Source organism: Azospirillum terrae (assembly GCF_053470425.1).
This window is the reverse complement of record NZ_JBPXMR010000002.1, coordinates 55480-78977: the sequence shown is the minus strand read 5'-3', so window position 1 is coordinate 78977 and position 23498 is coordinate 55480. Positions and strand designations below refer to the sequence as shown.

Annotated in this window: 21 protein-coding genes; 14 read left to right on the top strand and 7 right to left on the bottom strand. The window is 68.6% G+C overall.

Annotated elements, in window-relative coordinates; genetic code table 11:
• The first annotated feature begins 44 nt into the window (after positions 1–44).
• The 3 genes from carB (at position 45) to ACSVDD_RS06840 (ending at position 4446) form a co-directional block, all read left to right on the top strand.
• Complete coding sequence (gene carB / locus ACSVDD_RS06850; protein WP_448188578.1) at positions 45–3296, top strand: carbamoyl-phosphate synthase large subunit; 3252 nt, start codon at positions 45–47, stop codon at positions 3294–3296.
• Positions 3297–3379: 83 nt separating this feature from the next.
• Positions 3380–3853: a transcription elongation factor GreA gene (gene greA / locus ACSVDD_RS06845; protein WP_448188577.1), complete on the top strand. Its 474-nt coding sequence runs from the start codon at positions 3380–3382 to the stop codon at positions 3851–3853.
• Positions 3850–4446, top strand: coding sequence for a hypothetical protein (locus ACSVDD_RS06840; RefSeq protein ID WP_448188576.1), 597 nt, complete (start codon positions 3850–3852; stop codon positions 4444–4446). Before greA ends, ACSVDD_RS06840 begins: the two co-directional genes overlap by 4 nt.
• Positions 4447–4535: 89 nt before the next feature.
• Here the strand turns inward: ACSVDD_RS06840 and ACSVDD_RS06835 are convergent, their stop codons facing one another.
• The gene (locus ACSVDD_RS06835) at positions 4536–5423 is read right to left on the bottom strand and encodes a dienelactone hydrolase family protein (protein WP_448188575.1); all 888 of its coding nucleotides are present in this window, start codon (positions 5421–5423) and stop codon (positions 4536–4538) included.
• Positions 5424–5571: 148 nt separating this feature from the next.
• Positions 5572–6126, bottom strand: a complete 555-nt coding sequence (locus ACSVDD_RS06830) for an Lrp/AsnC family transcriptional regulator (protein ID WP_448188574.1) — start codon at positions 6124–6126, stop codon at positions 5572–5574.
• Positions 6127–6304: 178 nt separating this feature from the next.
• Here ACSVDD_RS06830 and ACSVDD_RS06825 point away from each other — a divergent pair, with 178 nt between their 5' ends.
• From ACSVDD_RS06825 to trxB, 5 genes are all read left to right on the top strand, one after another.
• Positions 6305–7273: a mitochondrial fission ELM1 family protein gene (locus tag ACSVDD_RS06825; RefSeq protein ID WP_448188573.1), complete on the top strand. Its 969-nt coding sequence runs from the start codon at positions 6305–6307 to the stop codon at positions 7271–7273.
• 24 nt (positions 7274–7297) lie between these two features.
• Positions 7298–7954: a 2OG-Fe(II) oxygenase gene (locus tag ACSVDD_RS06820; protein WP_448188572.1), complete on the top strand. Its 657-nt coding sequence runs from the start codon at positions 7298–7300 to the stop codon at positions 7952–7954.
• 25 nt (positions 7955–7979) lie between these two features.
• A complete protein-coding gene (locus ACSVDD_RS06815) occupies positions 7980–8600 on the top strand; it encodes a 2OG-Fe(II) oxygenase (protein WP_448188571.1) in 621 nt (206 codons plus the stop codon).
• 88 nt (positions 8601–8688) lie between these two features.
• Complete coding sequence (locus ACSVDD_RS06810; protein ID WP_448188570.1) at positions 8689–10635, top strand: hypothetical protein; 1947 nt, start codon at positions 8689–8691, stop codon at positions 10633–10635.
• Between the two features lie 25 nt (positions 10636–10660).
• A complete protein-coding gene (trxB, locus tag ACSVDD_RS06805; protein WP_448188569.1) occupies positions 10661–11665 on the top strand; it encodes a thioredoxin-disulfide reductase in 1005 nt (334 codons plus the stop codon).
• Between the two features lie 145 nt (positions 11666–11810).
• Here the strand turns inward: trxB and ACSVDD_RS06800 are convergent, their stop codons facing one another.
• The 3 genes from ACSVDD_RS06800 to ACSVDD_RS06790 all read right to left on the bottom strand — a co-directional run bounded on the left by ACSVDD_RS06800 (position 11811) and on the right by ACSVDD_RS06790 (position 14754).
• On the bottom strand, positions 11811–12281 hold the full coding sequence (locus ACSVDD_RS06800; protein ID WP_448188568.1) for a Dps family protein: 471 nt from the start codon (positions 12279–12281) through the stop codon (positions 11811–11813).
• Positions 12282–12376: 95 nt separating this feature from the next.
• The gene (locus ACSVDD_RS06795; RefSeq protein WP_448188567.1) at positions 12377–14089 is read right to left on the bottom strand and encodes a methyl-accepting chemotaxis protein; all 1713 of its coding nucleotides are present in this window, start codon (positions 14087–14089) and stop codon (positions 12377–12379) included.
• Positions 14090–14289: 200 nt separating this feature from the next.
• Positions 14290–14754 carry a cache domain-containing protein gene (locus ACSVDD_RS06790; protein ID WP_448188566.1) on the bottom strand — a complete coding sequence of 155 codons (465 nt, stop codon included), beginning with the start codon at positions 14752–14754 and terminating at the stop codon, positions 14290–14292.
• A 350-nt stretch (positions 14755–15104) separates the two neighbouring features.
• Between ACSVDD_RS06790 and ACSVDD_RS06785 the strand changes: the two genes are divergently transcribed.
• From ACSVDD_RS06785 to ACSVDD_RS06775, 3 genes are all read left to right on the top strand, one after another.
• The gene (locus tag ACSVDD_RS06785; RefSeq protein WP_448188565.1) at positions 15105–16031 is read left to right on the top strand and encodes a 2-dehydropantoate 2-reductase; all 927 of its coding nucleotides are present in this window, start codon (positions 15105–15107) and stop codon (positions 16029–16031) included.
• A gap of 189 nt (positions 16032–16220) precedes the next feature.
• On the top strand, positions 16221–18263 hold the full coding sequence (locus ACSVDD_RS06780) for an elongation factor G (protein WP_448188564.1): 2043 nt from the start codon (positions 16221–16223) through the stop codon (positions 18261–18263).
• A gap of 171 nt (positions 18264–18434) precedes the next feature.
• On the top strand, positions 18435–19535 hold the full coding sequence (locus ACSVDD_RS06775) for an extracellular catalytic domain type 1 short-chain-length polyhydroxyalkanoate depolymerase (RefSeq protein WP_448188563.1): 1101 nt from the start codon (positions 18435–18437) through the stop codon (positions 19533–19535).
• A 30-nt stretch (positions 19536–19565) separates the two neighbouring features.
• Here the strand turns inward: ACSVDD_RS06775 and ACSVDD_RS06770 are convergent, their stop codons facing one another.
• On the bottom strand, positions 19566–20228 hold the full coding sequence (locus ACSVDD_RS06770) for a GntR family transcriptional regulator (RefSeq protein ID WP_448188562.1): 663 nt from the start codon (positions 20226–20228) through the stop codon (positions 19566–19568).
• 79 nt (positions 20229–20307) lie between these two features.
• On the opposite strand from ACSVDD_RS06770, the gene ACSVDD_RS06765 reads away from it, so the two are divergent.
• Positions 20308–20916, top strand: a complete 609-nt coding sequence (locus tag ACSVDD_RS06765) for an O-methyltransferase (protein WP_448188561.1) — start codon at positions 20308–20310, stop codon at positions 20914–20916.
• Positions 20917–21222: 306 nt separating this feature from the next.
• Here ACSVDD_RS06765 and ACSVDD_RS06760 read toward each other — a convergent pair whose 3' ends face one another.
• A complete protein-coding gene (locus ACSVDD_RS06760) occupies positions 21223–22425 on the bottom strand; it encodes a pyridoxal phosphate-dependent aminotransferase (protein WP_448188560.1) in 1203 nt (400 codons plus the stop codon).
• A gap of 219 nt (positions 22426–22644) precedes the next feature.
• Here ACSVDD_RS06760 and ACSVDD_RS06755 point away from each other — a divergent pair, with 219 nt between their 5' ends.
• Positions 22645–22893, top strand: a complete 249-nt coding sequence (locus ACSVDD_RS06755; RefSeq protein ID WP_448188559.1) for a DUF4170 domain-containing protein — start codon at positions 22645–22647, stop codon at positions 22891–22893.
• A gap of 88 nt (positions 22894–22981) precedes the next feature.
• Entirely contained in the window at positions 22982–23497 is a 516-nt protein-coding gene (locus ACSVDD_RS06750) for a metallophosphoesterase family protein (protein ID WP_448188558.1), read from the top strand.
• Position 23498 lies beyond the last annotated feature (1 nt).

Genomic DNA, 23498 nt, shown 5'->3' with positions numbered 1-23498 from the left:
CGGGAGGGGGCTTTTGCTGACTGAACGCCGAGAAGCGAGCCGCCATGCCCAAGCGCACTGATATCAAGTCCATCTGCATCATCGGCGCTGGGCCGATCGTCATCGGTCAGGCGTGCGAATTCGACTATTCCGGCGTCCAGGCGTGCAAGGCGCTGAAGGAAGAGGGGTACCGGGTCATCCTGGTCAACTCCAACCCCGCCACCATCATGACCGACCCCGGTCTGGCCGACGCCACCTACATCGAGCCGATCACCCCGGCGGTCGTCGCCAGGATCCTGGAGAAGGAGCGCCCCGACGCGCTCTTGCCGACCATGGGCGGGCAGACCGCGCTGAACACCGCCATGGCGCTGTCGGACGACGGCACGCTGGAACGCCTGGGCATCGAGATGATCGGCGCCAAGCGCGACGTCATCGCCAAGGCCGAGGACCGCATCCTGTTCCGCGACGCCATGGACAAACTGGGCCTGGAGAGCCCGCGCTCGCGCATGGTGAAGTCCTACCGCGAGGCGCTGGACGCGCTGGAGTTCGTCGGCCTGCCGACCATCATCCGCCCCAGCTTCACGCTGGCCGGCACCGGCGGCGGCATCGCCTACAACCGCGAGGAGTTCGAGGACATCGTGCGCGGCGGCTTGCGCGCCAGCCCGACCGGCGAAGTGCTGATCGAGGAATCGGTACTGGGCTGGAAGGAGTATGAGATGGAGGTGGTCCGCGACAAGGCGGACAACTGCATCATCATCTGCTCCATCGAGAACATCGACCCGATGGGCGTGCACACCGGCGATTCGATCACCGTCGCCCCGGCGTTGACGCTGACCGACAAAGAATACCAGATCATGCGCGACGCCTCGATCGCGGTGCTGCGCGAGATCGGCGTGGAGACCGGCGGTTCGAACGTGCAGTTCGCGGTGAACCCGCAGACCGGCCGCCTGATCGTCATCGAGATGAACCCGCGCGTGTCGCGCTCCTCGGCGCTGGCGTCGAAGGCCACCGGCTTCCCGATCGCCAAGATCGCCGCCAAGCTGGCCATCGGCTACACGCTGGACGAGTTGACCAACGACATCACCGGCTGCACGCCCGCGAGCTTCGAGCCGACGATCGATTACGTCGTCACCAAAATGCCGCGCTTCACCTTCGAGAAGTTCCCCGGTGCCGAGCCGCTGCTGACCACCTCGATGAAGTCGGTCGGCGAGGCGATGTCCATCGGCCGCACCTTCGCCGAGTCCGTGCAGAAGGCGCTGCGCTCCATGGAGACCGGCCTGACCGGCTTCAACGACGTGCACATCGGCACCGCCGGCGTCGAGCCGGACGCGGCGACGATCCGCGGCGCCCTGGCCAAGCCGACGCACGACCGCCTGCTGGTGATCGCCCAGGCGTTCCGCCACGGCTTCTCGGTCCAGGACGTGCAGAACGCCTCCAAGTACGACCCGTGGTTCCTGGAGCAGATCAAGGCCATCGTCGACAAGGAGGCCGAGATCAAGGCCGCCGGCCTGCCCACCGACAAGAGCGGCTGGCTGAAGCTGAAGCAGATGGGCTTCTCCGACGCCCGCCTGGGCGAGCTGACGGCCAAGGACGAGGCCGTGGTGTCGGAAGCGCGCCGCGCCGCCGACGTTACCCCGGTGTTCAAGCGCATCGACACCTGCGCCGCCGAGTTCCCGTCGCGCACGCCCTACATGTACTCGACCTACGAGGCCGACGGCAGCGGTGCGGCGGAGTGCGAATCCGAGCCGACCGACAAGACCAAGGTCGTCATCCTCGGCGGCGGCCCGAACCGCATCGGCCAGGGCATCGAGTTCGACTATTGCTGCGTCCACGCCGTCTACGCGCTGCGCGAGGCCGGTTATGAGACCATCATGGTCAACTGCAATCCCGAAACGGTGTCCACCGACTACGACACGTCGGACCGCCTGTACTTCGAGCCGCTGACCGCCGAGGACGTGATCGAGCTGGTCCGCGTCGAGCAGCGCAACGGCACGGTTCTGGGCTGCGTCGTGCAGCTCGGCGGGCAGACGCCGCTGAAGCTGGCCGACGCGCTGGAGAAGGCCGGCATCCCGATTCTCGGCACCTCGCCGGACGCCATCGACCTCGCCGAAGACCGCGAGCGCTTCCAGAAGCTGCTGCACGAGCTGAACCTCAAGCAGCCGGCCAACGGCCTCGCCCGCTCGCTGAAGGAAGCCGAGACGGTGGCCGAGCGCATCGGCTTCCCCGTCGTCATCCGCCCGTCCTACGTGCTGGGCGGACGCGCCATGGAGATCGTCCACGACATGGCCGGGCTCCAGCGCTACATGGGCACGGCGGTGAAGGTGTCGGGCAAGAACCCGGTGCTGATCGACAGCTATCTGATCGACGCCATCGAGGTGGACGTCGACGTGGTGTGCGACGGCGAGCAGGTCTATGTGGCCGGCGTCATGGAGCACATCGAGGAAGCCGGCATCCATTCCGGCGACAGCGCCTGCGCGCTGCCGCCCTACTCGCTGCCCAAGGACGTGATCGAGGAGATCAACCGGCAGTCCGACGCGCTGGCCCGCGCGCTGAAGGTCGTCGGCCTGATGAACGTGCAGTTCGCGGTGCAGAACGGCACGGTCTACATCCTGGAGGTCAACCCGCGCGCCTCGCGCACGGTGCCCTTCGTCGCCAAGGCCACCGGCACCGCCATCGCCAAGATCGCCGCCCGCGTCATGGCCGGCGAGAAGCTGAAGGATTTCAAGCTGAACGGCCCGAACCCGCCGCACACCGCAGTGAAGGAAGCCGTCTTCCCGTTCGCCCGCTTCCCCGGCGTGGACGTGGTGCTCGGCCCGGAGATGAAGTCCACCGGCGAGGTCATGGGCCTCGATCACAACTTCGCGCTGGCCTTCGCCAAGGCGCAGCTGGGGGCCGGCACCACGCTGCCGACCGAGGGCACGGCGTTCATCTCGGTGAGGGACCGCGACAAGGCGTCGCTGGCCCCCATCGCCAGGAAGCTCCAGGGCATGGGCTTCCGCCTGATCGCCACCACCGGCACCGCCGCCTTCCTGAAGGAAGCCGGTGTCACCGCCGAGCTGGTCAACAAGGTGGTCGAGGGCCAGCCGCACATCGTCGATCACATGATCAACGGCCAGATCGCGCTGGTTCTCAACACCACGGAAGGAGCGCAGGCGCTGTCCGACAGCTTCAGCCTGCGGCGCACGGCGCTGACCTACAACATCCCCTACTACACCACGGTGGCGGGGGCGCGGGCGGCGGTCGAGGCCATCGCGGCGCTGCGGAACGGCAGCCTTGAAGTTGCCCCGTTGCAGTCGTACCTTAGCGGATCGTACTAGGGATGGTTGACGGCGCGGCGGTCTCCGCCGCGCCGAAATCTTTCCCCAGAAGACGTGTTCGCAGGGTTGATGGACCACAAGACATGGAAAAAGTGCCGATGACCGCGGCGGGTTACGACCGCCTGCAGGAAGAATTGAAACACCTGAAGGTCGTGGAACGGCCTGCCGTCATTAAGGCGATTGCCGAGGCGCGCGAGCACGGGGACCTGTCGGAGAACGCCGAATACCACGCCGCGCGGGAGCGTCAGAGCTTCATCGAGGGCCGTGTCGGCGAACTGGAAGACAAGATCAGCCGGGCCGAAGTCATCGACCCGACCAAGCTGAGCGGCGACACCGTGAAGTTCGGCGCCACCGTGACGCTGGCCGACGAGGACACCGACCAGGAGATGACCTACCAGATCGTCGGCTCGGAAGAGAGCGACATCAAGGCCGGCTTCCTGTCGATCACCTCGCCGTTGGCCCGCGCGCTGATCGGCAAGTCGGTCGGCGACAGCGTCGAGGTGCCGACCCCCGGCGGCTCCAAGCTGTACGAGATCATCACCCTCGCCTTCAAGTGAGCCCTCGAACGGCTCACCACCGCCCCACACGGCGGGCGCCCGTCCTTGCCGGCCCATCCCTGGCGCTGGTGTGCGCGCTGCTGTCCGGCTGCCTGCTGCCGGACCGCTTCGACGCCACACTCAGCGTCGGCGCCGAGCGCGCCACGCTGGACTATCGGGGAGAGCTGGTCGCCGTCTCGGCCGAGACCGAGGCCGCCACCCGCGAGGCGCTTGACACGGTGGCGGAGGACGTCCGCAAGGATGGCGGGACGGCGGATTACGCCGTGCTCGGCAAGGGCCGCGCCAAGGCCAGCGTGCACTGGACGCAGGCGACTCCGGCCGTGGGCGCCAAGACCAGCTTCGCCGACCTCGTCGCCATCCGCCGTCAGGCGGACGGGGCGCTGGAGATCGTCACCCCGGCGCTGAAGGACCGCGATCGCGCGCAACTCATCAAGATGGGCCTGGGCGAGGCGTCCGGCCGGCTGTGCGTGAAGACGGCGGGCACGGTGGTGGAGAGCAACGCCAAGACCACCCCGGACCAGCCCGGCGGCTGCCACGGCTGGGTGATCACCGTGCTGAAGGACGAACCGGTGCGGATGGTGGTGCGGTTTTAGGGTTTCGTCTTGAAGCCCCTCTCCCGCGAGGGGAGAGGGGCTTCATGCTGTGACGGAAAGCCTGCGGAAGCGACACCAGCCGGTGCAGTTCACCCTTCCTTCAGCAGCTTCGCCAGAAACGCCGTCACCCGCGCCACCGCGTCGGCGCGGGCGGCTTCGTTGGTGCCGATGTGCGCCTCGCCGCTGGGCGGGGTGGCGAGGTTCTTGCGCGTGCGCACCGGCGTCGGCGGCAGGTCGAAGCCGTGGACGGCGTCGGGGTAGACGACCAGTTCCAGCCGGTCCTTGACCGAGTCGCGGCCGGCCAGCTGTTCGCAGGGCTCGGGCGGGGTCCAGTCGTCGTTCTCGCCGATCAGGATCAGCAGCGGCCCGCTCGGCTGCCAATCCGGGTTGCCCGACACCACCCGGCAGCCGGGGTAGAAGGCCACCGCCCCGCGGAACCCCGCCCCTTCGCCGTCCAGATCATAGGCCGCCAGCACCGTGCTGCCGCCCTGCGACCAGCCCAGCGCGGCGATGCGCTCACCCTGCACGTCAGGGCGGCCGCGCAGGAACTCCAGCGCCGCCCAGGCGTCGCGCTTGCGCTCGACCGAGGCGCGGGCCTTGCGCTCCTTCTCCGTGCATTGCTCCTTGATGCCGCGTGGCCCGAAGCTGTCCACCATCAGCACCAGATACCCCTGGTCGCGCAGCGCGCTCGCCCACCAGAGATGGCGCGCCGCCAGCGCCCCGGCCTTGGTGTACAGGCCGCCGCACCCGTGCAGCATCACCACGGCCGGGAACGGCCCGCTGCCGTGCGGGCGCATGATCCGGCCGCTCAGCCGCGTCGACTCGCCATCGGTGATGTCGGAGTCCTTGGAAGGAAAGGCGACCAGTTCCGTGGCGCTGGTGCTGGTGACCGTGGCCGCGCCGGCGGCACCGGCAACGAACAGCGCCGCCCCAAGGGCAACCCCGACAATGGTGCGCAAGGCGAAGGCGAGCGGCATGAAAGGCGATCTCCGCAAACGGGCAGAGGAAATCATAACACCGGATGCCCGGACGAAAAACGCCTTCGGTGCAACGCAGCATCACGGAACGCAAAACGGCGCCGCCCATGGGGCCGGCGCCGTTTCACAGGCATCGGAGACGCCGGCCTCAGCGCCGCGCGGTGCGGACGGGGGACTCGGTCTCGTCCTCGTCCTCGTCGTCCTCGGTCCCTTCGGGGATGTCAGGGGAGTCGACGTCGATCGGCACGCCCGGCAGGTACTTCGACCCGCGGATCGACAGCGCCGACTTGACGTGCGCCACGTTGGGCGCGCTGGTCAGCTTCGTGGTCAGGAAGCGCTGGTAGTCGTCCCAGTCCTCCGCCACGATCTTGAGCAGGAAGTCGTACTCGCCGGCGAGCATGTTGCACTCACGCACCAGCGGCCAGCTGTTGACCAACTCCTCGAATTTCTTTAGGTCAGCTTCCGCTTGGCTGGAAAGGCCGACTTGGGCGAACACGGTGACGCCGAACCCCAACGCGTCGGGGTTGATGTCCGCGTGATAGCCACGGATGAACCCCGCCTCTTCCAGCGCGCGCACGCGCCGAAGGCAGGGCGGGGCGGAGATGCCGGCGCGCCGCGCAAGCTCCACATTCGTCATCCGGCCGTCATTCTGCAAATCGCGCAGAATGCGCCGGTCAATTCGGTCGAGTTTGACCCGCCGCATGGTGTACTCAGCTAGCTCCGGGGGATGGTCTGAGAAAGGATATTACACGGAGTGGCCACCAACGCCAAGCCGTAAGCCTTAACAATCTTAATCAAAATATCGCGCCGTACCGCGCTCCGGCGGCACACGCGACGACCGGCCGCACCCCCCGCCTGCCCTTTTGGATCACGCATCGGACATGAACGCTCTCACCTGCTGGGTCATCACCGACGGAAAACCGGGCATGGAGAACCAGTGCCGCGGCCTCGCCGAGGCGCTGGGCTTCGAACCCGTCATCAAGCGTGTCCAGTTGCGCAGCCCGTGGCGCCAGCTCAGCCCGTTCCTGCGCATCGGCAACCGCTTCGCCGCCGGGCCGCACGGCGACGACGTCCGCCCGCCCTGGCCCGACCTGGTCATCGGCACCGGCCGGCAGAGCATCGCGCCGTCGCTCGCCGTCAAGAAGGCGTCGCGCGGCCGCACCTTCACGGTGCAGATCCAGGACCCGCAGATCAACCCGCGCCACTTCGACATGGTCGTCGTGCCGCGGCACGACCGGCTGCGCGGCGCCAACGTGCTGGTGACGCGCGGCGCGCTGCACCGCGTCACCCCCGCCGTGCTGGCCGCCGCCGCCGCGGCGCACGGCCCGCGGCTGGAGTCGCTGCCGCACCCGCGGGTGGCGGTTCTGGCCGGCGGCACCAACGCGGTCTACCAGCTCACCCCCACCATCATGGGCGACGTGGCGGAAAAGCTGGCCGGATTCGCCCGCGACCGCGGCGTCGGTCTGATGGTGACGCCGTCGCGCCGCACCGGGGCCGACAACGAGGCGATCCTGCGCGCCCGCCTGTCCGGCACCAACGCAGAGGTGTGGGACGGCACCGGCGAGAACCCGTATTTCGCCTATCTGGCGCTGGCCGACGTGATCGTCTGCACCTGCGACAGTGTGTCCATGGTGTCGGAGGCGTGCTCGACCGGGAAACCGGTGTATGTAATCGAACTCGAGGGCGGCTCGCCCAAGTTCCGCGCGTTCCTGGACGGGCTGTACCGCGACGGCATCGCCCGCCCGTTCACCGGGGAACTGGAGAGCTGGACCTATCCGGCGCTCGACGAAACGCGCGAGATCGCCGAAACCGTGCGCCACCGCATGCTGGCCCGCCGCGGCCATTCGTAAACACAACGGATTGGGAAGACATCCATGACCGCATCGGCCGCCGTCCAGCAGAGCTTCCTCGCCAGCCTCAAGGCCAGCCGCCTCGATCCTGCGCCGTACCGCCACTGGCTTCTGGAAGACGCGCTTCCGGTCGCGTCGGGCGAGGCCATCGCCGCCTTGCCCTGGGTGGCGCCGAACCGGGCGGAGACCTACGGCAAGCGCGAAACCAACAACGCCTCGCGCAGCTATTTCGGCGTCGAGGCCCGCGCCCAGTACCCGGTGTGCGAGGAGGTGGCGCAGGCCTTCCAGAGCCGCGCGGTGACCAGCGCCCTGGAGGAGACCTGCGGCATCGACCTCACCGGCACCAACCTGCGCATCGAGTTCTGCCAGGACAGCGACGGTTTCTGGCTGGAGTCGCACACGGACATCGGCGTCAAGAAGTTCACCATGCTGGTCTACCTGTCGCGCGACCCGGAGTCGGAGACGTGGGGCACGGACATCATGGACGAGGCCGGCAACGTGTTGGGCCGCGCGCCCTACGCCTTCAACAAGGGGCTGATCTTCATCCCCGGCACCGACACATGGCACGGTTTCGCAAAACGCCCGATCAACGGGGTTCGCAAATCGATCATCGTGAACTATGTCGGTCCTGAGTGGCGCGCGCGCCACGAGCTGTGTTTCCCCGACGCTCCCATCGCCTGAGGGGGCCGATTCGGAGCTTGAGTTCATGGCGTCGATGCTCGACCTCGACCGTTTCCGCGCCACGCCGCTGAACCGGGAGCCGTATGAGTTCCTGTGCGTGCCGGGATTCGTCAAGGCCGGGCATCTGGACGCCATCAACCGCGATTATCCTCCGGTGGACAAGCCGGGGTCGGTCCCGCTCGGCGTCTACCCCCACGGCCCGGCCTTCGCCGCCTTCATCGAGGAGCTGCGGGGGCCGGAGATGCAGGCGGCGTTCTCCGAGAAGTTCGGCATCGACCTCTCCCCCTACCCCACCATGTTCACCGTGCGCGGCCAGTGCCGCACCAGCGACGGCAAGATCCACACGGATTCGGCCAGCAAGATCATCACCGTGCTGATCTACATGAACCCGCCCTGGGAGCAGTCCGGCGGCCGGCTGCGCGTGCTGCGCTCGCCGAACCTGGAGGATTACGCGGCCGAGGTGCCGCCGGACGCCGGCACGCTGCTGTGCTTCCGCCGCTCGGAGACGTCATGGCACGGCCACCACCCCTTCGAGGGGCAGCGCCGCGCGCTTCAGATGAACTGGGTCAAGGGCGGCGCCTACGTCTGGCACGAGCAGTGGCGCCACCGTGTCGGCGTGTGGGCGAAGCGGCTGATCGGCGCGTGAGGTCCCCGAGCGGCCCGCTCGGAAACCCCTGTCGCTCCTCCGACCGAGCGGCTATAACCGTCCGCCCGGCTCTTGCTACGCGCGTGTCATGACTCTCCGCATCGCCACATTCTCGAACGTCACCGGCGGCAACAGCTTCTTCAAGGCGGTGGGGCACCCGCTGGCCGCGCCGAAGGCGGTGGCGCTGGCGGCGAAGCTCGCCGAGGCTGGCCCGGTGGCGGTCTATGACCCGTACGGCATGCTGGAGCAGCTCGCCGAGTTCCACGATTTCTCCCGCGTCCGCGTCCAGGGCATCTATGTGCAGGACATCGAGGCGGTCGGCAGCAGCGTGCTCGGGCACACCGCGCGGCCGATCACCGAACTGCCGGCGAGCGGCGCCGCGCTGGTGTTCGTCGTGGCCTTCGACTCGCAAAAGCTGGAGAACGCCATCGCCCACCTCGTCCCGGCCGGCGCGCCGATGGTGTCGCTGGACACCATGCGCATCCCTGAGGACATGCTGACCGACCACGCCCACTACCTCTCCAAGTTCAACTGGGCGACCAACTTCGGCTGGCTGCGCGACGAGCAAACGTCAGGGGAGCCAGGACGCCACACCCGCCTGACCTCCGCCAACTACTGGACCGGCTACGGCGCCCGCGCGCCGCGGCTGTGGGCGCGGCTGATGGATTCCGACGGCGCCGCGCTGGCCGAGTGGACCGACGCCATGCCGCCGGCCAACGGCACCGTCACCATCGACAGCCGGCAGGTGCGCGCCCGCTTCGGCTTAAGCGACTTCTGCGGCTCGCTGTTCCTGCACGTGATCGGCGCCGCCGGGCACGACGTGGTGAAGTACGCGCTGGACACCTACGGCGGCGCGGACGCCGAGCTGTCCTGCACCCACGACGCCAACGCGTGGCCGTCCGACCTGTACGCCGGCTTGCCGGCGCCGAAGGACGGCGAGCGCGTGCTGCTGTGGATCCAGAACAGCCACCCGACCGCGATCCCGCCCGGCGCCGTGGGCCTGAGCCTGATGGGCCACAACGAGGTGCGCACGCTGGACCGCGCCGTCGCCCCGTTCGCCACGATGGCGCTGGACGTGGCCGAGCTGTTTCCCGAGGCGCGCTGGCCCGCCCAGTTCGAGGTGCACGCCGGCAAGCACTTCGTCCGCCCGCGCTACGAGGTGATCGCCGCCGATGGGCGCCGCCGCGTCGCCCACGCCAACGTCGAGCGCACGGATCTCAAGCCCGCCCCCAAGCTGGCGACGCTGGCGCCGCTGATGGGCAAGGGCCACATCCTGCCGGCCCCGGTTCTGCCGCCGGAGCGCTGGCGCACCATCCTGCTGCCGACGCCGATGAGCACCGCGCAACGCGAGCTTCCGGTCAAGGCGGTGGTCTACGACGCCGCCGGACGCGCGCTGGCCGAGCACCGCTTCGGCAACCTGACGCGCACCGACAGCGTGGCGCTCGACGTGACCGATCTGCTGGCCGGCGCCGCGAGCAGCACCGCGAACAGCGCCTCCCTGCCCGGCGGCTGGGGGCATGTCGAGCTGATGTACGACTTCGAGGCGGGGAGTTGCGCCGATGGCTGGCTGCACGCCCTGGTCCGCTACGAGAACCGCGCCAGCGGCCACGCCGCCGAAACCAGCTTCGGCAGCCACATCTTCAACACGGCGCTGACCTACCGCGACGAACCGCAGAGCTACCACGGCCGGCCGCCGGGGCTGTCGACGCGGCTGTTCCTGCGCCTCGGGCCGGAACCGCTGGACACCTTCTGCCACCTGATCTACCCGGCGTCGACGCCGTGGCACGCGTCGTCGGACACGACCCTGACGCTGACCCGGCGCGACGGCAGCGACGTGGCGCGCCGGAAGATCGCCATCCCCTGCGGCGGCTCGCGCCTGTTCAGCCATCACGAGACCTTTACCGAGGCGGAGCGTGCGGCGGCCGGCGAGAATGCCTACATCCTGATCCGCGACACCACCTGCCGGCTGTTCGGCTATCACGGCTGCCTCGACGGCGACCGGGCGTTCAGCCTCGACCATATGTTCGGCTTCTAGCTCTCACCACGGACGGCCAGCCCCCATGCCCGCGACGCACCACACCAAGGTTCTCATCATCGGCGCCGGCCCGGCCGGCTACACCGCGGCGATCTACGCCGCGCGCGCCAATCTGGCGCCCATGCTCGTGCAGGGCATGCAGCCCGGCGGCCAGCTGACCATCACCACCGATGTCGAGAACTATCCGGGCTTCGCCGAGCCGATCCAGGGCCCCTGGCTGATGGAGCAGATGGCCCGCCAAGCCGAGCACGTCGGCACCAAGATGATGTTCGACGTCATCGTCGACGTGGACTTCACCAAGCGCCCGTTCGTGGCGGTCGGCGATTCCGGCGACACCTATACGGCGGATGCGGTGATCATCGCCACCGGCGCCCAGGCGCGCTGGCTGGGCCTGCCCAGCGAGGAGGCGTTCCGCGGCTATGGCGTGTCGGCCTGCGCCACCTGCGACGGCTTCTTCTTCCGCGGCAAGGAGGTCGCGGTGATCGGCGGCGGCAACTCGGCGGTCGAGGAGGCGCTGTACCTCACCAACCACGCCTCCAAGGTGACCATCGTCCACCGCCGCGACAGCTTCCGCTCCGAGAAGATCCTGCAGGACCGCCTGTTCGCCAACCCGAAGATCGCGGTGGTCTGGGACAGCGTGGTCGAGGAGATCGAGGGCACCGGCGACGGCAGCCTGAACAGCCCGCGCGCCGTCACCGGCGTGCGCCTGAAGAACGTCAAGACGGGGGCGGTGTCGACGCTGCCGGCAGAAGGCGTGTTCGTCGCCATCGGCCACTCCCCGGCGACCGAGGTGTTCAAGGGCAAGGTGGCGATGGACGAGTCCGGCTACGTCCTGACCGCGCCGGACTCCACGGCGACGAACATCCCCGGCGTGTACGCCGCGGGCGACGTGAAGGACAAGGTGTTCCGTCAGGCGGTGACGGCGGCCGGCATGGGCTGCATGGCGGCGCTGGAGGTCGAGCGCTGGCTGGCCGCCAACGAACCCGCCGCCGGCGCGCACCACGTGCCGAGCCCGGCGGGGACGTGGTGAAAATTCCCTCTCCCGCCCCGGGAGAGGGAGGGACCCGCTCGGAGAGCGGGAGGGTGAGGGTAAATCCAAGGATCCTTGCGCTTACCCTCACCCGGCCGCTCTACGAGCGGCCACCCTCTCCCCGGAGGGGAGAGGGTTTGTGTCCTCACTGCTCCAACAGGCTCCGCAGCATCCAGGCGGTCTTCTCATGGATCTGCAAGCGCTGGGTCAGCAGGTCGGCGGTCGGCTGGTCGTTGGCCTGCTCGGCGGTGGGGAAGACCTGACGCGCCGTGCGGGCGACCGTCTCGTGGCCCTCGACGAGCTGGCGGATCATGTCGTTGGCGCGCGGCACGCCGGTCTCCTCGGCGATGCTCGTCGTCTTGGAGAACTGCGAGAAGCTGCCGGGCGCCGGGAAGCCCAGGGCGCGGACGCGCTCGGCGATCTCGTCCAGCGCGGTCCACAGCTCGGTGTACTGCTCCATGAACATGACGTGGAGCGTGTTGAACATCGGTCCGGTCACGTTCCAGTGGAAGCTGTGCGTCTTCAGGTACAGCGCGAAGGTGTCGGCGAGCACGCGGCTCAGCCCCTCGGCGATGGCTTTGCGGTCGGCTTCGGCGATGCCGATGTCGATCTGCATGGTGTCCCTCCCGTGTTGGTCCGCTTGCCAACCTTGGTCGGGATACCCGTGAATCAACCCCGCCGCGCCGAAACGCCGCACCCTGGGGACGCCGGTCAGCCCTGCCGCAGCCGGCCGATGAACTGCTTCACCTCGCTGTTCAGCGTCGCCGCCTGACCGTCCAGCAGTTCCGCCGCGCGCAGCACCTCACCGGCGGCGGTGCCGGTCTCGCCGGCGCTGCGCGACACGTCGGCGATGGTGTGCGAGACGTCCGCCGTGCCGGCCGCGGCTTCGTGGACGTTGCGGGAAATCTCCTGGGTGGCGATGCCCTGCTGCTCCATGGACCGGGCGATGAGGCCGATGATCTGGTCGATGGCGACCACCGTCGTGCCGACGCCCTTGATGGACCCCACCGCCGCGTCGGTCACCGCCTGCATGCCGCCGACCTGCGCCTGGATGTCCTCGGTGGCCTTCGCGGTCTGGGTGGCGAGGTTCTTCACTTCCGACGCCACCACGGCGAAGCCCTTGCCGGCCTCGCCCGCCCGCGCCGCCTCGATGGTGGCGTTCAAGGCCAGCAGGTTGGTCTGGCTGGCGATGGAGTTGATGAGGTCGACGATCTCGCCGATCTTGCCGGCCGCGGCCGACAGGCCGACGACGTGGCCGTTGGTCTCCTCCACCGCGCGCACAGCCTCGCGCACCATGTCGAAGGAACGCCGCACCTGCCCGCCGATCTCGGCGATGGAGGCCGACATCTCCTCGGTGGCCGCGGCGGCGGTCTGCACGCTCATGCCCGCCTGCTGGCTGGCCGAGGCGACGGTGGTGGCCTGCCGGTTGGCGGCCTCGGCGCGGTCCAGCATGCCGCGCGCGTTGGAGCGCACCTGATGCGCCCCGGCGCCGACCTGCTGCACCACCTCGCCGACGCGGGTCTCGAACAGGTCGGCCAGGTCGCGGATGGCACGGTGCTTCTCGCGCTCGGCCTCCTGCTTCTGGCGCTCCTGCTCGATCTTCAGGCTTTCGACCTCGCGGGCGTTATCCTGGAAGACCTGGAGCGCGCGGGCCATGGCGCCGATCTCGTTCTTCATCCAAACGCCGTCCACCGCGGCGTCGAGGCGCCCGGCGGCCAGCTCCGTCGTGGTGTCGGACAGCCGGCGCAACGGACCGGTGATGGTGCGCGCCAGCACGAGGCCGGCCGCCATCATGGCGGCCAGCAGCGCCGCCATCACCAGCGCGAAGTTGGTGCGGGCACTGGACGCCGCGTCGCGGGTGTCCTGGGTGGCCTTGGAGGTCGACTGCTCGATGGCGGCCTGCGCCGCCAGCACCTTGTCGGTCAGTGCCTTGAACTGGTCGTCGACGTTGGCCATCAGCGGGATGGCGATCAGGCGGTCGATGGACGCCATCTCGTTCATCTGGTCCACCGCCTTGGCGTAGGCGTCCAGCCGCTTCTCGATGTCCACCAACAGGGCGCGCTCGCCATCGGTCAGCGGCAAGGCGCGCAGCGCGGCGATGCCCTTGCGCTCCTTGCCCAGGTTGGCGGTGATCGCGTCGCGCATCGACTGGAGCTTGGCATCCTCCAGCCCCGAGCCGGCCAGCGCCAGATGGCGCGACACGTCGGAGTGGATCTGGTAGGCGGTGGCGATCAGGCGGTCGATCTGGTCGCGCCGCTCGCCCGCCGACTGGTGGATCTGGTCGATGGCCAGCGTCGCCTGTTCCGACTGCCGGTCGGCCAGCACAAGCGCGCCCACCGTCAGCAGAATGCCCATCAGCGGCGCCACGAAGACGCGCGCCGCCACCGAGGTGCCGCTCACCCGCGCGAGAATGCCCCTGCTCATATCGCCCCCTACTTTTTTGCCCCCTCAGACGCCGGGCGGCCCCATCCGGGGCCTTGGCTTCGCGCCCACGTGGGCGCGGGGCTCTCAGCGGGTCTTTGGACCCGCCTGCCGCCAGCACAAACCAAGGTTTGTGCGAAAGGCCGCCGTCGCGGCCCTATGCCGCCGAGATCACCCGACGGCATGAAGGAACGGACTGGCGCTTACTTGTAGATGCCGACGTAGGCGACGAGGCCCTGGCCGTCGATCTTCTTCACGTAGGTGACCTTCGGCTCGATCTTCTCCGACGCCGGGTTCTTCCAGCGGTACTCGACCCAGCCCTCGCCCTTGTCCTTGGCGACCTTCAGGATCTCCTGGATGATGAAGACGCCGTCGGCGTCCTTCACCTGGCTGACGTTCTGGCCGACACCGGCGGGCTTCGGCGGGTAGACCTTCCAGACGCCGTCCATATCGATGACGTTGACGTAGATCTCGCCGTGCTTGAACTCGCCATCGGTGTTGAAGACCTTGGACGCCTCGTCCAGGCCCTTGGCCGTCAGAACCTCGGCCGCCTTCAGCGTGATCGCCTTGGCGTCGTCCATCGTCGGCTTCTTGTCCTGGGCGCTGGCGGCGCCCGACAGGCCGAGCATCAGAAGACCGGCAGCGGCGATGCGGATCAGTTTGAGCATGCGTGTGTTCCCCCAATTCTTGACACGTCCGGTTGGTTACCGGCGCGGCCCGCAAGTTATTCGCAACGCACATTGCCCTTGATGGAGCAGCGCGTGCGGGCTGAGACCTAATACCAAAAGATTTCAGGAATTTGTCCGCTGCATTTTGCCTCTGACACGTATGGTTGCTGCGTTGCAACAATCGTATCTATACAGGCAATCACCGGCCGGAAGCGGAAACACTCCTTTGTATGAGCGGCTTACATCCGGCTCTGCGAACCGCTCCGGGGCGCGAACCACCCATTGCGGCCTATTGCCGCACAATGCCCGCGGGTCCACTATCAACAGGGAAAAACAGGGGGGAGGACAGCATGCGCATCGCGGTGATGGGTGCCGGCGCGGTCGGCGGCTACTTCGGCGCCAGGCTTTTGGCCGCCGGGGCCGACGTGGCGTTCCTGGCGCGCGGACGGCATCTGGCGGCCATCCTCAAGGACGGCCTGCGCATCGAGAGCGGGTCGGGCGAATTGCACCTGACGGACGTCACGGCCACCGACGACCCGGCCTCCATCGGCCCGGTGGACGTGGTGCTGTTCGCCGTCAAGCTGTGGGACACCGAGGACGCCGCCCGCTCCATCCGGCCGCTGGTCGGCCCGCGGACCGCGGTGATCACCTTGCAGAACGGCGTCACCAGCCTGGACACGCTGAGCACGGCGCTGGGGGCGGAGCACGTGGTGGGCGGTGTGGCCCACATCGCCGCGCAGGTCTTCGCGCCAGGGATCATCCGCCACACCGGCACCTTGGCGCGCATGAGCTTCGGCGAGCTGGACGGCAGCCGGTCCGAGCGGCTGACGCTGTTCCACGGGCTGGCCGCCAAGGCCGGCTTCGACGCCATCTTCAGCACCGACATCCTGTCGATGATCTGGGAGAAGTTCACCTTCCTGGCGCCGTTCAGCGGCGTCACCGCGCTGACCCGCCAGCCGGTCGGCATCATCCGTGCGGTGCCGGAGACGCGCGCGCTGTTCCTCGACGCGGTGGCGGAGGTGGCGCAGCTCGCCCACGCCAAGGGCGTGCACCTCGGCCCCGACGTGGTCGAGCGCATCGGCGGACTGGTCGACGGTCTGGTGCCGGAAATGAAGTCCTCCATGCTCAACGATCTGGAGCGCGGCGGCCGGCTGGAGCTGCCGTGGCTGTCGGGCGCCGTCGCGCGGATGGGCCGGGAGATGGCGGTGCCGACCCCCGTGCACCGGGCGATCGCCGCGGCGCTCGCCCCCTACGCGGACGGTCCGCCGGGGAAATAGTCCGTGGCACAGGGGTGGCGTGACGCGATGCCGCCCCTTTTTTTCATCGACAGGTCCCCGCCACGGGTGGACCATGCCGTTGACATTTCATTCCTTTCCGCACGCGTTTTGAAAACCAGGCCGCGGCGCGGCCCTCCCCGGGCACCGGCGCCGTGGTCCTCCAACAAGAGACCCACCCGGGAGGTGTGCATGCCCCATTCTCAAGTATCGACGGCGCGCTGCGCCGCGCTTGTCGGTCCGTACCTCAGCGGCAAGACGACGCTTCTGGAGAGCCTGCTGTTCGCCACCGGCGCCGTCACCCGCAAGGGCAGCGTGCGGGACGGCAACGCGGTCGGCGACAGCGCGCCGGAAGCCAAGGCCCGCCAGATGAGCGTCGAAGTGAACCTCGCCACCGCCGAATATCTGGGCGAGCGCTGGCACTTCCTCGACTGCCCCGGCTCGGTGGAGCTGAGCTACGAGACGCAGTGCGCGCTGATGGCCTGCGACGTGGCCGTGGTGGTCGCCGAGCCCTCGGCCGAGCGCGCCGTCCTGCTGGCCCCGCTGTTCAAGTTCCTGGACGACAACCAGATCCCGCACATCCTGTTCATCAACAAGGTGGACTCGCTGGGCGACCTGCGCATCCGCGACGTGGTACAGGCCTATCAGGCCGTCTCCGCGCGCCCGCTGGTGCTGCGCGAGGTGCCGTTCCGCGAGGGCGACCGCATCGCCGGCTACATCGATCTGGTCAGCGAGCGCGCCTACCACTTCAACCCGCACAAGCCGTCCGACCTCGTGCAGATGCCTGAGTCGATCAAGGACCGCGAGGGCGAGGCCCGGCAGGAGATGCTGGAGGCGCTGGCCGACTTCGACGACGGCCTGCTCGAACAGCTCCTGGAAGACGTCAAGCCGGACCCCGGCAAGGTCTACGAGGACTTCGCCAAGGAGCTGGCGGAGGATCTGATCGTCCCGGTCTTCCTCGGCTCGGCCGAGAACGACGGCGGCATCCGCCGCCTGCTCAAGGCGCTGCGCCACGAGGGGCCGGAGGTGACCAGCACCGCCGAGCACCGGCTGATCCCCGAGGGGGGCGCGGTGGTCGCGCAGGTGTTCAAGAACCTCAACGCCGCGCACGCCGGCAAGCTGAGCTTCGCCCGCATCTGGCGCGGCACGGTGACCGACGGCATGATTCTGGGCGGCGAGCGCGTGTCGGGCGTCTACCGCATGATGGGCCACGACCAGCAGAAGCTGACCCAGGCCGCGGCCGGCGAGGTGGTGGCGCTCGGCCGGCTGGAGAAGGCGGGCGCGGGCGACATCCTCACCGACAAGGGCAACCAGGGCCGGCCGGACAACTGGCCGGAGGTGCCGTCGCCGGTCTTCGGGCTGGCGGTGAACACCGAGAACCGCAACGACGAGGTGAAGCTGACCGGCGCCATCCAGAAGCTGATCGAGGAGGACCCCTCGCTCCGGTTCGAGCAGTCGGCCGACACCGGCGAGATGGTGATCTGGGGCCACGGCGACATCCATTTGCAGATCTCCATGGACCGCCTGCGCTCCAAGTACAATGTGGCGGTCAAGGGCAAGCAGCCGCAGGTCCCCTTCAAGGAGACGATCCGCAAGGGGGTGGACGAGCACCACGCCCGCTTCAAGCGCCAGACCGGCGGCCATGGCCAGTTCGCCGACATCGTCGTGACGATCAAACCGCAGCCGCGCGGCGCCGGCTTCCACTTCAAGGACGCGGTGATCGGCGGCGTCGTGCCGCGCAACTTCATCCCCGCGGTGGAAAACGGCATCCGCGAATACATGGTGCACGGCCCGCTGGGCTTCCCGGTGGTGGACTTCGCGGTCAGCCTGACCGGCGGCCAGTACCACGCGGTGGACAGCTCGGAAATGGCCTTCAAGACGGTGGCCCGGCAGGCCATGCAGGAGGCGCTGCCGACCTGCGAGCCGGTGCTGCTGGAGCCGATCCTGAACGTCTGCATCGCCGTGCCCAGCGAGTTCACGCCCAAGGTGCAGCGTCTGGTCAGCGGCCGGCGCGGCCAGATCCTCGGCTTCGACGCCCGGCCGGGCTGGCAGGGCTGGGATGAGGTGAAGGCCTACATGCCGCAAGCCGAGATCCACGACCTGATCGTCGAACTGCGCTCGCTGTCGCTGGGCGTGGGGACGTTCACCTGGACCTTCGAGCGCTTGCAGGAGCTGACCGGCAAGATGGCCGACAAGGCCGTCGAGCAGAGAAAGGCGGCGGTGGCGGCGCAGTAAACACCCCCGCCTTCACCCGCATCGCGGGAGCGAGACAAAATGTCTCGCCCTGCGCGTGCGAAGCCAATTCCCTCAGGACGTGTGCGTCCGTACAGTTCGACCGTTGCAGCGCAGCATACCGGCGGCAGGCGGTTCACCGCCTGCCCGCCGGCCTCAACGGAAGGACGACGGATGAAGACCCGCACGACCATCGGAACGCGGATCGCGGCCGCGGCATCGCTTTTCCTGCTGTTCACCACGGTCGCCCACGCGGAATCGCGAACGGCCGAAATCGGTGGGTTCGACGCCTACGGCACCAAGCTCAAGGGCTATGTCTACGTGCCGGAATCGGCGCGCACACGGACCGCGGCGCCGCTGCTGGTGGTGCTGCACGGCTGCCTTCAGGACGCGCGGGGGTTCTTCACCGACTCGGGCTGGAAGGAACAGGCTGACCGCAACGGCTTCGTGGCGCTGTTGCCCCAGCAGGAACAGGTGCAGGCGTTGTCCTGGATGGCGTCCGGAGTCTGGCGCCAGGGCAACCCGGTGGGCTGCTTCAGCTTCGCCGACCGGCTGAAGAGCCCCCTCAAGGGCGGCGTTCCCGAAGAGGCGGCGGCCATCGCCTCCATGGTCGAGGTCTTGCGCATGGGCAAGTTGCCCGGCATCGAGGTGCCCGCAATCGACCCGCAGCGCATCTCGCTCACCGGCCTGTCCGCCGGCGCGTCCATCGGCGCCGTGCTGCTGGCCGAATACCCGACCGTCTTTTCGGGCGGCGCGCTGTTCGCCGGCGTGCCGGCCCTGTGCGCCAACAGCATGTTCAGCGCGTCGTCGAAGTGCGGCATCACCGTCGGCGACAAGACGTACCCCACGAAGGCGCGCGCGGACGGCTATGACCGGCAGGAGTGGACCAAATTCATCGCCCGCGCCCCCGCCCCGGCCAAGCGCCCGCGCGTGATGATCGTCCAGGGGATGCGCGACGACACCGTCGATCCGGCCAACGGCAGCCACATGACGCGCCAGTGGACCAGCTACAACGGGCTGCCCTTCGACACGCCGACCGACGGCACGAGCGCCCTGCCCCTCCCCGGCCCCGCGGTGGTCGTCTCCAACTACGCCCGCCCCGGCGCCAACGCGCCGACCGTCACCGTGCACTTCATCAAGGAACTCGCCCACGCCATGCCCATCGACGCGGGCGCCGGCTGCGGCATCACGTCCAAGCCGGGTGAGGAGAAGTACATCGCCGACATCGGCTACTGCGGCGCCGGCATCGCTGCGGACTTCCTCCTGTTGAAGTAAATTCCAGGCGCGCGGTGTTGCAGGGGAGGCTCAGCCTCCCCTGCCCCTCAGCCCGTCCGCCGCCAGAGCGCGGACGTGCACCCGCGCGACGTCCTCAGCCCGATCCGGGTCGCGGGCGCGGACCGCCGCGACCAGATGCGCGTGATCGTCCCGGCGCACCGACAGGTCGGCCGGCGTCACCGGAAGCCCTCGGCACATCGCCCGCGTCTGCGCGTACAGCGCCTCCAGCAGCCGCGCGATGGTCGCGTTGCCGGCGATGCCCAGCACCGCCTGATGGAAGGCCAGCGCCGCGTCGGCGTAGGCCACCGCGTCGCCGCGCTCCAGGCAGGATTGTTGCTCCGCCAGCGACCGCTCCAACGCCGCCACGTCGGGCAGCCCGGCGCGCTCGGCCGCCAGCCGCGCGGCCATGCCCTCCAGCGCCTCGCGCGTCTCGTAGACCTCCGCCAGCCGCCGGGCATCGAAGCGCACCAGGAAGACGCCATGCCGCGGCGCCACCTCCACCAGCCCTTCCGATTCCAGGCGCGCGATGGCGTCCCACAGCGGCGAGCGGCTGACTCCCAGTTCCTGCGCCAGTTCCACCACGCCGATCTTGTCGCCCGGCGCGTAGCGGTCACCGTCCAGCAGCAAGCGCCGCACGGCCGCGTATGCCTCCTCCCCCAGGCTGGGGCGGCGCGGTTTGCCCGCCGTCTTCATGATGAACTCTCCCATGTTACGCTTGAATGTAACATGTCACAGGCGCACAGTCGAGCCGAAGCCACGGGATGGCCTTGGAATGGAGAACCGGACGATGCTGGTGGATGCCGTTGTCGAGCGCGTGCTGCGCGACCTGGAGAGTTTCGGACGCGACAACGACACGCGCGAGGCCGATCGCTCGCGCAAGATGCTGAACCTGGAGCGCGACACCGCCGAGATGCTGCATGTGCTGGTCCGCAGCGGCCGGCGCCGCCGGGTGCTGGAGATCGGCACATCGAACGGCATCAGCACCATCTGGCTGGCCGCCGCCCTACGCGCCACCGGCACGGCCGAGCCGCTGGCCACCATCGAGCGCGACGCCGGCAAGAGTGCCCAGGCCCGCGCCAACCTGGAGCGCGCCGGGCTGGCCGACCACGTGCGCCTGCTGGTCGGCGACGCGACGGAGACGGTGGCGGGCCTTACCGGCCCCTTCGATTGCGTGTTCTTCGACGCCGACCGCTGGAGCGCGCCGGAGCAACTGCGCCTGCTGTTGCCCAAGCTGGAGCGCGATTGTGTCCTGCTGGCCGACAACGCGCTGTCCCACCCGGAGGAGATCGCCGGCTATATCGCCGCGGTGGACGCTCTGCCGGATTTCGCGACGACGGTTTTCGCGGCGGGCAAGGGGCTACACGTGGCGTGTCGGGGGTAGACGCAAAGTCTCTTCCCAAACAGGCGGTTTATCTATAGGATCACAATCCTGAAAACGCCCAAACCACGCCCGCTCGGGACCGGGTGAACGGAACACCCACCGCACACTGTTGCATGGTGTTCCAAACTGTTCCATTCGGCCGAGAGGGCGGCGGGCGCCGCCCCCTCGGCCCACTCATACCGAAGGCGCTTGATGTCTTCCATCAAGCGCCTTCGGTTTAAACCCGACAGCTCAATGCATAGCATTGAGCGAAAGGGTGATACGGCCGGCCGATCATGGAAGCATTCATGCGCCGGCCGTATCACATCAACGCAGGTTGCCGCAGAAGCGCTGGATGCGCACGCAGGCTTCTTCCAGCTCCTGGGTGCTGGTGGCGTAGGAGATGCGGAAGTGCGGAGCAAGGCCGAAGGCCGAGCCCTGGACCACCGCGACGCCCTCGGTCTCCAGCAGGTAGGTGACGAAGTCCTCGTCGCTGTTGATCACCTTGCCGTCCGGCGTGCTCTTGCCGATGGTGCCGGCGCAGGACGGGTAGACGTAGAACGCCCCCTCCGGCGTCGGGCACTTGATGCCCGAGGCCTGGTTCAGCATCGACACCACCAGATCGCGGCGCTGGCGGAACACCTCGGCGCGCTCCTTGATGAAGTCCTGCGGGCCGTTCAGCGCCTCGACGGCCGCCGCCTGGCTGACCGACGACGGGTTGGAGGTGGACTGGCTCTGGATCACGCCGATCGCCTTGATCAGCTCCTTCGGGCCACCGGCGTAACCGATGCGCCAGCCGGTCATGGCGTAGGACTTCGACACGCCGTTCACCGTCAGCGTGCGGTCGTACAGCGACGGTTCGACCTGGGCCGGGGTGCAGAACTTCAGGCCGTCGTAGAGCAGGTGCTCGTACATGTCGTCGCTCATCACCCAGACGTGCGGGTGCTTGACCAGCACGTCGGTGAGCGCCTTCATCTCGTCCCAGGTGTACGCCGCACCCGACGGGTTGGAGGGCGAGTTCAGGATCAGCCACTTGGTCTTCGGCGTGATCGCCTTCTCCAGATCGGCGGCCTGGAGCTTGAAGCCCTGCTCGGCCGGGCACGAGACGGACACCGGCGTGCCCTCGGCCAGTTCCACCATGTCCGGGTAGGACACCCAGTACGGCGCCGGGATGATGACCTCGTCGCCGGGGTTCAGCGTCGCCATCAGCGCGTTGTACAGCACCTGCTTGCCGCCGGTGCCGACGGTGATCTGCTCGGGCGTGTAGGTCAGGCCGTTCTCGCGCTGGAACTTGGCGCAGATGGCCTTCTTCAGCGCGGGCGTGCCGTCCACCGCGGTGTACTTGGTGTCGCCGGCCTCGATGGCCTTGATGGCGGCGGCCTTGATGCTGTCCGGCGTGTCGAAGTCCGGCTCGCCGGCGCCAAGCCCGATCACGTCGCGGCCGGCCGCCTTCAACTCGCGGGCTTTGTTGGTCACGGCGATGGTCGGCGACGGCTTGATGCGCGACAGGCGGGAGGCGAGAATCGACATGGGGCTGCCCCTGAGGATCGATGGTGGGAAGTCAGGCCGGAAAAAACGGCTCGCGACATTACGACCGCCCCCGAATGGATGCAAGCGCGCGCGGCCGACTCGTGACGAACCGGACGGTTTGTACGCGCGCGCGATCATTAGGGACTTGAAGGCGGGGAATGGCACAGCTAAGAGGGTGCGAATCAGCGGACCCATCAGAACAATAAGGACGCGTCAGCCATGCCCGACAAGCAGTTGCTCCACCTCGTCTTCGGCGGCCAGTTGGTCAAGCCGGACGGCCAGGAGTTCGTCGATCCCACCAAGCTCCACGTCGTCGGCATCTTCCCGAGCTATGAAGAGGCGAAGAAGGCATGGCGCGGCGCCACCGGCGCCACCATCGACGACGCGCACATGCGCTACTTCATCGTCCACATGCACCGCCTGATGGACCCGACGGACGAGCACGGTCACGACCACCACCACCACTGATCGAGACCCCGGCGATCCGGTCGTCCGGCGCGGCCGTTGAAGGCAAGGGGCACGCCCCCAACCCCGAACGGCCAGCGGAGGACGACCGATGGCGGTCTTCTTCACCAGCGACACGCATTTCGGCCACACCGGCGCGCTCGGCCGCTTCCGGCGGCCCTTCGCCGACGTGACGGCGATGGACGAGGCCATGGTGGCGAACTGGAACGCCACGGTCGGGCCCGAGGATGAGGTCTGGCACCTCGGCGACTTCGCGCTGCGCACCAAGCCCGACGCCATGGCCGCCCTGCTCGACCGGCTGAACGGCACCAAGCACCTGATCGCCGGCAACAACGACGGCCCGCCCGCCCTGGCGCTGCCGGGCTGGGCCAGCGTCGGGCATTACGCGGAGATCCGCGTCGAGGACAGGCACCTCGTGCTGTGCCACTACCCGTTCCGCACCTGGAACGGCATGTACAAGGGCGCCTTGAACCTGCACGGCCACAGCCACGGCCAGCTCAAGCCGCTGCCCCGCCAGATCGACGTCGGGGTGGATGTCTGGAGCTTCCGCCCGGTGCGGCTGGCGGAACTGGCGGCGCCAAGGCGGCGGAAAACGGCGGCGACGTAAG